Genomic DNA, 11,207 nt, shown 5'->3' with positions numbered 1-11,207 from the left:
GCCAAGTGCTTCGCCTCCGACGTCGCCATGGAGGTCACCACCGACGCCGTCCAGCTCCTCGGCGGCTACGGCTACACCCGCGACTACCCCGTCGAGCGCATGATGCGCGACGCCAAGATCACCCAGATCTACGAAGGCACCAACCAGATCCAGCGCATCGTCATGGCCCGCAACCTCCCGTAGGTCCCGCGGGGACGCCCGTGGCCTCCCGGGGGAGGCCACGGGCGGGGAAGGTCAGCGGTTCGACTCGACGGTGACCTTCTCGTCGTTCTTGATCTGCTCCACGAGCTGCTTCACCTTGGGCATGTCCCACTTGAGGGAGCCCTGCGGGGCGCTGCCCGCGATCGGCATGTTCATGGACTTGCCGTCGCCGCCGCTGATGCCCTTCATGGCGAAGAACATCTGGCCCAGGTCCCACAGGGACATGTCCTTGTCGACGATCAGCGTGTCGAGGCCGGCGCCGAGGGTCGGGTAGAGCGCGAAGGGGTTGAGGATCGTGCCCGGGGTCGCGGCCTGGTTCGCGAGCGCGGACAGGAACTTCTGCTGGTTCTTGGTCCGCGCCAGGTCCGACTCGGCGAAGGCGTACCGGGTGCGGACGAAGGCGAGGGCCTGCTCGCCGTTGAGGGTCTGCTCGCCGGCCTGGAAGTCGGCGCCCGACTTCTTGTCCTTGAAGCCCTTCTCGATGTTCAGCTCGACGCCGCCGAGCGCGTCCACGATGTTCGCGAAGCCGGCGAAGCCGATCTCCGCGTAGTGGTCGATCCGCAGCCCGGTGTTGAACTCGACCGTACGGACCAGCAGCTCGGGCCCGTCCATCGCGTAGGCCGCGTTCAGCTTGGAGCCGCCGCGCGCCGGGTACGCCTTGCCGGACTCGGAGCCGACGAAGTTCGGGATCGTCACCCAGGAGTCGCGGGGCAGCGAGATCATCGTGTTCCCGCTGGAGCAGGCCGCGAGGATCATCATCGAGTCGGTCCGCTTGCCCTCGGCGGAACCGGTGTGCAGCTTCTTCTTGTCCTCGGCCGTCATGCCCTCGCGGCTGTCGGAGCCGACGATCAGGTACGTCGTGCAGTCGCCCTCGGCCGGCCGCTCGATCACCTTGGAGAGGTCGACCTCGTTGCGCATCTGCGAACTGGCCCACGCGTAGGTGCCGACGCCCCACGCGAGGACGCCGACGACCAGCACGATGGAGCCGATCTTGATCCGCTTGCGCCAGTCCGGCGCGGGACCGGCGGGACGGGCGCCCGGGCCGGAGGGTCCCCCCGGACCGCCGGAACCGTGGCCTCCGCCCTGCGGACCGCCGTAGACCTGCCCGCTGCTGTACCCGGAGTCGTACCCCGTGGCCCGGGCCTGAGTGAAGCTCGGGTTGTAGCCCTGGTCGTACCCCTGGCCCTGACCCTGGTCGTACCCCTGACCTTGGCCCTGGTCGTACGCCTGTCCCTGCTCGTACCCCTGCCGGTACTGCGGAGACTGCTGTCCCTGCGGTCGTCTCTGCACGTGCCGCATCGGGCGGGCGCCCTCGGGCTGCTCAGGCCACTCATTCATGCGGACCAGTGTGCCGGTCTCCGCTTTCCGGGCGACAGGGCGGGTGGAAAATAGGACCGGTGCTGTTGCGAAGCTGATGCAAAGCGGACCGCGCCGAAACCCGGCATAAGGTGGAGGACATGACAGATCAGGGCCACATCCCGGGCAAGCCCACCTCGGCCTCCCGCACCACCCTCAGCCACATCATGACCAGCCACGACACCAACCTCCTCGGCACCGTGCACGGCGGCGTGATCATGAAGCTGGTGGACGACGCGGCGGGCGCCGTCGCCGGCCGCCACTCCGGCGGCCCGGCGGTCACCGCCTCCATGGACGAGATGGTCTTCCTGGAGCCCGTCCGCGTCGGCGACCTCCTCCACGTGAAGGCCCAGGTGAACTGGACCGGACGCTCCTCCATGGAGGTCGGCGTCCGCGTCATGGCCGAGCGCTGGAACGACACCACCCCCGCCACCCAGGTCGGCTCCGCGTACCTCGTCTTCGCCGCCGTGGACGCCGACGGCAAGCCCCGCACGGTCCCGCCGGTCCTCCCGGAGACCGAGCAGGACAAGCGCCGCTACCAGGAGGCCCAGATCCGCCGCACCCACCGCCTGGCCCGCCGCCAGGCCATCAAGGAGCTGCGCGAGCGCAGGGCCGCCGAGGGCTACACCGACTGACCCCGCGCGGCGCGGGGCCGCCGGCGGCGGGCGCCCCGCGCTACGGGCACACCACCTGGTCCCCGGTCACCGCCTCGAACGGCCCGCGCTCCGCCGCCGTCTCCGCCCGCACCGCCGTGACGCCCCGGTAATCCGCGCCCACCGTCACCCGCAGCGTCCCGCCCCGCCCCGGCACCGCCTTCAGCTCGGCCCCCGGCAGGGCGGCGGCCAGGGACTTCGCGGACCGGTCCCACCGGGGGTCGTACTCCACCACCGTCCGCTCCCGCTCGCCGCCCGCCCCGGTCATCGGCGTCCGCGTCGTGTCGAAGCCCGTCCCGCGCAGCGCGTCGTCGACCTTGCGCCCCAGCCCGTCGATCCGCGTCCCGTTGTAGACCTGCACCCGGATCGTCTTCGGCGCCACGTCCACGACGACGGCCTTCGCCTTCCGTTCGGCGGCCGGCTCCGCCCGCGAGGCCAGCGCCCGGTCCTCCCGCAGCGCGGCGAACAGCTTCTGCGCCTTCTCCGCGTCCCACTTCACCGTCGACCCGATCCCCTTCACGGGGAAGTCCATGTCGCCGATCGGCACGGACACGAACTCCGAGGAGGCCGGCGTGAAGCCCCGCATCGCCTTGGCCAGCGCCAGGAGCTGGTCCGTGCCGAAGCCCTCGTCGGCCCGCACCGACCCGAGCAGGGTCGTCGCCACCTCCCGGAACCGCACCGGGTTGAACAGCACGCCGCCGCCGGTCAGCCGCTCCACCAGCGCCGCCAGGAACTTCTGCTGCCGCTGCATCCGCCCGATGTCCGCGGCCCCGTCGATGTGCCGGGAGCGCACGTACTGGAGCGCCTGCCCGCCGTCCAGCTCGTGCGTGCCCGCCGCCAGCTCCAGGCCCGTGTACGCGTCCTTGACCGGCTTCGTCGTACAGATCTGCACCCCGCCGACCGCGTCCACCGTCCGCATGAAGCTGGTGAAGTCGACCTCCAGGTAGTGGTCGATCTTGACCCGGGTCATCGCCTCCACCGTCCGCACGGTCAGCGCGGGCCCGCCCTCCGCGTAGGCGGCGTTCAGCTTCACGGGATGCGCCCGGTGCTTCTCGCCGCTGTTCTGGTCGGTGTGCTCGGGCAGCTCGGCGTACGAGTCCCGGGGCAGCGAGACGACGCTCGCCCGCTCCCGGTCCTCCGAGATGTGCACCAGCAGCACGGTGTCCGTGCAGTGGCAGGGCGCCCCGCCCAGCCGGTACTTCTCCTTCTCCTCGGCCGTGATCCGGTCGCGCCCGTCGGTGCCGACGACGAGCACGTTCATGCCGGTGCCCGCCTGCGGCCGGTTCTTCATGTCCTTGAAGGGGTCCACCCGCGTGATCCCGGTGTCCAGGCCGGTGACCACGGCGTGCCCGATCCCGCCGGCCGCCAGCACCACCACGGACAGGGCGGTCGCCATCCGCATCCCCCACCGGGGGCGCCGCCGGGGCCGCCGCACCGGGGCCGGGCCGCCGCGCCGGGGCACGGGCGGCCGGCCGCCCGTGCCGGGCGTGCGGGGCGGACGGGGCGTGCGGGGCGGTGTGGGCACGGACGGACACCTCCGCGGGTGTGACCGGGTGGAGACGGGGCGGGCGGGAGCCGGGACGGAGGACAGGGGGCCGTGAGCACCGTAGGCCCATACGATGAGCCGGTAGGGTCACCGGCCCCGGCGGCGCGCTCCGCTGTCACCCGTTCGGGGTAACGTGGCCGGTCGATGAACGCGACGCCCCCCGTATCCGTGATCATGCCGGTCCTCAACGAGGAGCGGCACCTGCGCGACGCGGTCCGCCACATCCTGGAGCAGGAGTACGACGGCGAGATGGAGGTGGTGATCGCGCTGGGCCCGTCCACGGACCGCACGGACGAGATCGCCGCCGAGCTGGTGCGGGAGACCGCGTCCGGCGCGCGCGCCACGGTCCGCACCGTGCCCAACCCCACCGGCCGCACCCCCGCCGCCCTCAACGCCGCGATCGCGGCCTCCCGCCACCCGATCGTCGTCCGCGTCGACGGACACGGCCTGCTGTCGCCGGACTACATCGCCACCGCCGTCCGCCTCCTGGCGGAGACGGGCGCGCAGAACGTCGGCGGCGTCATGCAGGCCGAGGGCGAGAACGCCTGGGAGGAAGCGGTCGCCGCCGCGATGACCTCGAGGATCGGCGTCGGCAACGCCGCCTTCCACACCGGCGGCCGGGCCGGACCCGCCGAGACCGTCTACCTCGGCGTCTTCCGCCGCGAGGCCCTGGAACAGCAGGGCGGCTACAACGTCGAGTTCGTCCGCGCCCAGGACTGGGAGCTGAACTTCCGCATCCGCGCGGCCGGCGGCCTGGTCTGGTTCTCGCCCGAGCTGCGCGTCCGGTACCGCCCCCGCCCCTCGGTGAGGGCCCTGGCCAAGCAGTACAAGGACTACGGCCGCTGGCGCCGCGTCGTGGCCCGCTACCACCCCGGCTCCCTCAACCTCCGCTACCTGGCCCCGCCGGCCGCCGTCTGCGCCGTCGCCGCGGGCCTGGTCGTCGGCGCCGCCGTCAGCCCGCTCGGCCTCCTGGTCCCGGCCGGCTACCTCGCCGCGATCACCGTCGGCTCGGTCCCCGCGGGCAGGGGCCTGGCCCCGCAGGCCCGCGTACGGATCCCGGTGGCCCTGGCCACCATGCACATGGCCTGGGGCTTCGGCTTCCTGACCAGCCCCGGGGCCCTCGCGCGGAAGGTCGTCGCGAGCCGCCGCCCGGCGGTGGGGCGGGGCGGGACCGGGACGGTCTGAGCCCGCTCGTACGAACGGCGGCGGCCGGGCCCCTCGTGGTGAGGGGCCCGGCCGCCGCCGTTCACGCGGGGGAGCGGGTCAGCTCTTCCCGTCCCACTTGTAGACCGAGTAGACGTCCATGCACTCCGCCTTGTCGCTGGCGCCCTCCGGCAGGTCGCCGGCCTTGTCCTGCTTCTTCTCGTACGCGGTGCCCTCGCGCCAGTCCGCGCCCACGACCAGGGTGATGTCCTGGATCCCGCCGTCCGCGCGGACGGCGGACAGCGGCAGCCCGAGCGCGGTCGCCACGGACTCGGCGTCCGCCCGGCCCTGGTCGCCGGAGGCCTTCGGGTAGGCCACGACGGTGCCCTTGCTGGGCTTGGGCTCCTTGGAGGTCCCGGTCTGGGTGAAGCCCTTCCCGGCCAGCGCGCCGGCGATCTCCTTGGCGCGGCCCTCGACGGCGGGCTCGTCGTCCGTCTGGGTGCCGTTGACGACGGTGACGGCGAACGAGGCGGGCGCCGCGGCCGTGGGCTTCGGCTTGGCGTCCGCGGGCTTGGGCTTCGCGGGCGCCTTGTCGCCGTTCTTGTCGAGGGCGACGTCCTCCCGGAGCATGCCCCAGATCTTCTCGGCGTCCTTGCCCCTCGGCTTCAGCCACGCGTCCGGGTTCTGCGGGTAGGGGTCCGTCGGGATGGTGACCGTCGACAGCCGGTCGACCTTCACGTTCTTGAGCTGCATGCCGAGGTCGAAGAGCTTGGCCACGGTCTTGAGGCCGTCGGAGACCTTCAGCGCCTTGGTGCCGGTCTCCGCGAGCCCCATCAGCCGGCCGGTGTCCGTCCAGGCGTTCTGCGACTGGAGCTTCTTCAGCATGCCGTTGAGGTACATGTGCTGGGCCTTGGCCCGGTTCTGGTCGCTGCCGAAGGCGTGCCGGGTGCGCAGCCACTGGAGGGCCTGCTCGCCCTTGACCTCGGTGGTGCCCTTGGGCAGCTTCAGCCCGGAGCCGCCCCTGACCGTGGGGGTCGACTTGTCGTGCACGCCGGTCTTGACGCAGACGGGGACGCCGCCGACCTCGTCCGCCATCGCGACCACGCCCGCGAAGTCGACCATCATCCAGTGGTCGACGTAGACGCCGGTGAGGGTCTCCCAGGTGGTGAGCGTGCATCCGGCGCCGCCCCGGGCGAGCGTCTCGTTGATGGGCCGGTCGGTGGTGGCCGGGTAGACCGTGCCGTCCTCGCCCTTGCACTCGGGGATCTTCACGACGGTGTCGCGGGGTATGGAGATCAGCGAGGCGTTCTGCCGGTCGGCGGAGACGTGCAGCAGCATCTGGACGTCGGCGAGCGGCGGCCGGTCCTTGTCCTTGCGGCTGCCGCCCAGCGCGATGTTCGCCTCGGAGGAGCGGTCGTCCGAGCCGATCAGCAGGATGTTCAGCGGCGTGTCGCCCAGCGCGTTCGGAGCCGCCTTGTGCACGCCGCTCTCGCCGCCGGCGCGGCCGCCGCTGCGGATGTTGCTGTTCAGGTGCTCGTAGTACGCGTAGCCGGCGCCCGCCGTTCCGAGCACCACCACCGCCACCGCGATCGCCGACCAGCGCAGCACCTTCCGCTTGCCGGCCTTCTTGGCCTGCTTGCGGGCGGCCGCGCGGCCGCCGGCGCCGGACGCGGCGGCGCCCGTCGCGTCGCCGCCGCCGGAACCGCCCGCCCCGCGCCGGCGCGCGGCGCGGCCGGCCGGAGCCGGTACGGACGCGTCCGCTCCGCCGCCGGCGCCGGTGGCCTCACCGGCGCCGTGCAGCTCGTCGTCCCAGCCCCGTTCTCGGGCGTGCGGAACGCTCGGCCGCGTCCCCTCCCGTCGCACGCTGTTCTGTCCCACCCCAGGTCCCCTCTTCGGTCAGGCGCGCGCAGCACTCCGGTGTTTCCGGGTCACTTCGCGCACACCTGCTTGTCCGCTGCTACTTCTCCCAGATCCTTCGGCGCCTTTGCCGGTCCGGTGATGGGCACCCCCGCGCCCTTGAAGTCGGCGCCGAGGACGAGCGTCATGGGCTCGCGCTCCGCGGCGTCGACCGTTCCCTTCTTCAGTGCCGTCGCCGGCAGGCCCATCATGTCCGCGAGCGCGCGGGCCTGATCGGCCTGGTTCGGCGCGTACTCCAGGGTCGTCTTCGCCGCCTTCTCGGGGGCGTTGCTCTTGTTGGTCGAGCGCAGGACGCCCTGCTCGTTCTGGAGCCAGTTGATGGTCGCCTGGGCTCCGCCCTGCACGCCGCTGCCGTTGTAGACGTCGACGCGGACCTCGGCGGAGGGGGCGCGCTCGCCCTCCAGGAGCGCCGCCTGGGCCTTCGCCTGGGCGCTCTTGGCGGCCTGCTCCTTCTTCTTCACCTCGGTGAGCGAGGTGTCGTTCTGCAGCATCGCGAAGAGCTGCGGCGCCTTGGTCGGGTGCGGGACGACCGTCGCCTTGATCTTCTCGGCGGGGTTGTCGATGACCGGCAGCGTCGCGAACGCGATGTTCTTGGTGTCGACCGAGGACAGCTCGCCGGCCAGGCCCTGGAGCTTGGTGAGCGACCCTATCCCCGCGTCGACGGTGAGGGCGTTGGTGGCGGCGTTCGCCAGGTCGTACAGCTTGGTCGGGTCGGTCAGCGTGTCGTCGGACTTCATCTGACGGATCATCGAGCCGAGGAACTGCTGCTGGACCTTGATGCGGTCGAGGTCGCTCTCGTTGCCGAAGCTGTGCCGGGTGCGGACGAAGGCGAGGGCCTGCTCGCCCTGGACGACCGACTCGCCCGCGGGCAGCTTCAGGTGCGACTTGGGGTCGTCGACCGCCTTCTCGACGCAGACCTTCACGCCGCCGACGGCCGTCGTCATCTCCTTGACCGCGTTGAAGTCGGCCATCATGAAGTGGTCGACCTCGACGCCGGTCAGCTCCTCGACGGTGCGCATGACGCAGCCGGGGTCGCGGCCGTTCTGCCCGAGGCTCACGTTGAAGCGGACGTCGGTCTCGGCGGGGATCGTCTTGATCTCGTTGCCGACCTTGGTCTGGCACTCGGGGATGTTCGTCTTCAGGTCGCGCGGGATGGAGAGCGCGGTGGCGTTCGTCCGGTCCTTGGAGACGTGGAAGAGGATCGTGGTGTCGGCGTGGCCCGGGCTGTTCTTGTCGCCGTAGCCCGAGTTGCCCGCGCCGGTCCGCTTGTCGGTGCCGATGAGGACGATGTTGAACGCCTCGCCCTTGCGGAAGCCGGCGTTCTTGTTCTTGCCGACGACCTCGACGACCTCGATGTTGTTGTTGAGCTTGTTGTAGAGGGCGTACACGCCGACCGCCCCGCCCACGAGGACGAAGGCCATCGTGCCGCCGGTCCACAGCAGGACCTTCTTCTTGCGGCCGGTGCCCTGCTTGCGCTTGCGCCGGCTCTGCGGCGGCACGCGGCCGCCGCGGGCCGGACCCGCCGCGCCCTCCCGGCCGTCCTGGTCGGCCTGGCGGCGGCGCCGCTGGCCGGGGACGGGATTCTCGGCCGGGGCGGTTGGCCGGGCCGCGGAGCGGGTACGGGGACCGGTGGTACCGGAACCGGTGCTACCGGAGTGGGCTTCCCCGGCCGGCGACTGCCCAGCGGAGTGGTCCAGTCGCAGTTCGTAGTTGCCGGTCTGCGGGTTGAGCACCCACTGGTCGGCGGGGTCGATCTCGTCCGCCCGTCCACGGCTGTGCGCGTCCACGGTTCCTGTCCTCCGTCGGTGCCACGCGGGGCGCCTCCCCCTGTGAGCGCCACTCGGTCGTTCGATCCTTGGCTGAGTGCGACCACACGGTCGGGGTGCACCGGATCGCGTCACACTATCCGCCCAGTTCAGCGTGGGGCGACGTCCGTGACAAATTCCACGCCCCTTACAACCGGGCATTTTTGCTCAAACCACATCGCCCCCCGTCCCCCCTTGGGCCCCGCTTTACCCGTTCGCCCCCCGCGGCGCTACGAGCACACCCCTTCGGCCGCGTTCCGCCCCGTGAAGGTGGGCGTCGAGCTCGGCACGGGCGTGTCCGCGTCGTCGGGATCGTCGGGCTTCCCGTCGGAGGATGCGTCCGCGCCCCCGTCCGGTTCCGCCGGGGTCACCACGACCGGTCTGTCCTCCCGGAGTTGCCGGAACAGCTCGCTCGCGGCGGGCTGTACCAGTTCGTCCCGGTTCGCGTTGTACGTGTACGGGCGCCGCGGCACCGTCAGGAACTGGACCTTCTCCGTCGGGATGGACCGCATCGTCCGCGCCAGCTCGTACAGGTCCCGCAGCGAGTCGAGCCCCGGGTCCGTGGTGATGGACTTCGTCGCCGCGTCGAGCACGGGGTACAGCTTCGCCGGGTTCAGCAGCACCCCGTCGCTCTGCACCTTGTTGACCAGCGCGCCCAGGAACATCTGCTGCCGGTCCATCCGCTCGGTGTCGCTGCCGTTCCCCAGCGACTTCCGGGCCCGGACGAAGCCCAGCGCCTGCTCGCCGTCCAGCGTCTGCCGGCCCGCCGGCAGCTTCAGCTTGGCGTCGCCGTCGTCCACCGGCTCCTTGAGGCAGACCTCGACCCCGTCCACCGCGTCCACCATCTTCTTGAAGCCCCGGAAGTCGATCACCATGTGGTGGTCGACCCGGATCCCGGTCAGCTTCTCGACGGTGCGGATCGTGCACGCCGTCCCGCCCCACTCGAACGACCAGTTGAACTGCGCCAGCCGCTCCCGGGTCCGGCCGCCCCCCTCGGTCCGGGCGCAGCTCGGGATCGTCACCATGAGGTCCCGGGGGATCGACACGGCCGTCGCGCCCGACTCGTCGGCCGCCAGGTGCAGCAGGATCACCGTGTCCGAGCGCTGGGTGCCCTTGTCCCGGCCGTACTCGCGGTTCCCCTCGCCGGAACGGGTGTCCGAGCCGATCAGGAGGATGTTCCGGGCGGCCGACGCGACGGCGGTCGGGCGCTCCTTCTCGTACCGGCGCAGCTCGTCCGCCGCGGTGGTGTCCGTGGTGATGTTGTCGTCGAGCTTCCGGTAGAACCACCAGCCGGTCCCGGCCGCGCCGAGCAGTACGACCGAGACGCCGAGCGCCGTCCACCGCAGCCAGTGCCGCCGGGGCTTCGCGGGCGCGCCGGAGGATCCCTCCCCGGAGTCCTCGGAGTCCCCGGAGCCGTCGGAGCCGTCGGGCTCTTCGGCGGCGGCGGACTCCGTCTCCCGCTCCGGTTCCGGGTCCGGTTCGGCGGGCGTGCCAGCGCGGTCCGTCACGTCGTCAGTCCGTCCTTCGGGGCGTCTCGGGCGCGTCGGGCGCCCGGCGTTCGCAGAAGGAGACGGCCGAGCCCGACGCGGGGTTGTACGGAGGAGACGACTCCCCCCGCGCCGATCATGTACCGGACTCGCCGTACGGTCGCGGGTACGCGGCGCGTCGATCGGCCGAACGGGTGCACCGGACGCGACGGACGCGCGAACGCCGCGCGCCGGCCGCCCCGTCCGGCCCCGACCGGCCGCCGTCAGAGCGCCGTGGCCGTCACCCGCTCGCTCTCGATCCGCTTCTCCAGGGACTCCGGCGCCAGCGCGTCCACGTGCCGGCACAGCACCACGGAGCCGCCCGCGGCCAGCGGCGCGTACAGCCCCGCGGACAGGCCCTCCCAGCCCTCGTACGGCAGCCCGGACAGCAGCCGCGAGCCGGGGCCGAGCCCGAGCCGGGCGGCGTCGAGCCGGGCCTGCTCGACGAGCTGCGCGCCGCTGCGTTCCGTACCGTCGACGACGAGGGCCGGCGCGTCCGCGTCCACCGGCGCGAACGGCGCGAAGCGGTCGCCCTGGCCCGGCACCTCGACCGCGTAGTCCGCGTACCCGGCGGGCGGGACGGGGAAGCGGCGCCCCAGCGGCGCCAGGGAGAGCGCGATCCGCTCCCCGGAGCAGGCGAGGCCCGCCTCCAGCGCGTCCGGCCCCGCCACCACCAGGTCGGCGTCCGCGGGATCGCCGCCCAGTTCGGCCGTCACCCCGACGGAGGAGCAGGCGAGCAGCCAGACGGCGGTCTGCCAGTGCGCGGGCAGCAGCAGCGCGAGCCGGTCGCCGGGCTCGGCGGACAGCTCGCCCTGGAGGAGGTTGGCCGTCTTCGCCACCCAATTGGCGAAGGTGGCGACGGACAATTCCACCCGTTCACCGGTGGCGTCGTCGTAGTAGGTGACCAGAGGGCGGGCGGGGTCCGCGGCGAGCGCGGATCGCAGCAGGTCGGCGGGGGTGCGGTCGCTGGCGTTCACGCCGCACAGGGTACGCGGGCCGGCGCGCCGCCCTGGGCCGAACCGGTGACGGTGTCCTCCGGTCGGCCCGACGCGCCGGCCGG

At 72.5% G+C, this 11,207-nt stretch carries 9 protein-coding genes; 3 read left to right on the top strand and 6 right to left on the bottom strand.

Annotation, left to right across the window (positions count from 1 at the left end):
* A partial coding sequence (locus ACFW6A_RS37060; RefSeq protein ID WP_351854426.1) for an acyl-CoA dehydrogenase family protein occupies positions 1-183 on the top strand: 183 nt, incomplete at its 5' end.
* Between the two features lie 51 nt (positions 184-234).
* Here ACFW6A_RS37060 and ACFW6A_RS37055 read toward each other — a convergent pair.
* Complete coding sequence (locus ACFW6A_RS37055) at positions 235-1,539, bottom strand: LCP family protein (RefSeq protein ID WP_351857273.1); 1,305 nt, start codon at positions 1,537-1,539, stop codon at positions 235-237.
* Positions 1,540-1,658: 119 nt separating this feature from the next.
* Here ACFW6A_RS37055 and ACFW6A_RS37050 point away from each other — a divergent pair, with 119 nt between their 5' ends.
* Positions 1,659-2,192: an acyl-CoA thioesterase gene (locus tag ACFW6A_RS37050; protein ID WP_351857271.1), complete on the top strand. Its 534-nt coding sequence runs from the start codon at positions 1,659-1,661 to the stop codon at positions 2,190-2,192.
* 40 nt (positions 2,193-2,232) lie between these two features.
* Here ACFW6A_RS37050 and ACFW6A_RS37045 read toward each other — a convergent pair whose 3' ends face one another.
* The gene (locus tag ACFW6A_RS37045; protein ID WP_386481536.1) at positions 2,233-3,612 is read right to left on the bottom strand and encodes an LCP family protein; all 1,380 of its coding nucleotides are present in this window, start codon (positions 3,610-3,612) and stop codon (positions 2,233-2,235) included.
* Between the two features lie 288 nt (positions 3,613-3,900).
* Here ACFW6A_RS37045 and ACFW6A_RS37040 point away from each other — a divergent pair, with 288 nt between their 5' ends.
* Complete coding sequence (locus ACFW6A_RS37040; protein ID WP_351857345.1) at positions 3,901-4,941, top strand: glycosyltransferase family 2 protein; 1,041 nt, start codon at positions 3,901-3,903, stop codon at positions 4,939-4,941.
* A 78-nt stretch (positions 4,942-5,019) separates the two neighbouring features.
* Here the strand turns inward: ACFW6A_RS37040 and ACFW6A_RS37035 are convergent, their stop codons facing one another.
* The 4 genes from ACFW6A_RS37035 to ACFW6A_RS37020 form a co-directional block, all read right to left on the bottom strand.
* Positions 5,020-6,777 (bottom strand): LCP family protein, encoded by a 1,758-nt coding sequence (locus tag ACFW6A_RS37035; RefSeq protein ID WP_351854314.1) that lies wholly within the window; start codon positions 6,775-6,777, stop codon positions 5,020-5,022.
* Positions 6,778-6,827: 50 nt separating this feature from the next.
* A complete protein-coding gene (locus tag ACFW6A_RS37030) occupies positions 6,828-8,603 on the bottom strand; it encodes an LCP family protein (protein ID WP_351854317.1) in 1,776 nt (591 codons plus the stop codon).
* A 248-nt stretch (positions 8,604-8,851) separates the two neighbouring features.
* Entirely contained in the window at positions 8,852-10,129 is a 1,278-nt protein-coding gene (locus ACFW6A_RS37025) for an LCP family protein (RefSeq protein WP_386646165.1), read from the bottom strand.
* Between the two features lie 242 nt (positions 10,130-10,371).
* Positions 10,372-11,124, bottom strand: coding sequence for a TIGR03089 family protein (locus ACFW6A_RS37020; protein WP_351854322.1), 753 nt, complete (start codon positions 11,122-11,124; stop codon positions 10,372-10,374).
* Between the last annotated feature and the right edge of the window lie 83 nt (positions 11,125-11,207).

The organism is Streptomyces sp. NPDC058758, from assembly GCF_042746075.1.
Taxonomy (GTDB): Bacteria; Actinomycetota; Actinomycetes; order Streptomycetales; family Streptomycetaceae; genus Streptomyces.
The sequence above is the reverse complement of the archived record's forward strand: the minus strand, read 5'-3'. Positions and strand labels throughout refer to the sequence as shown.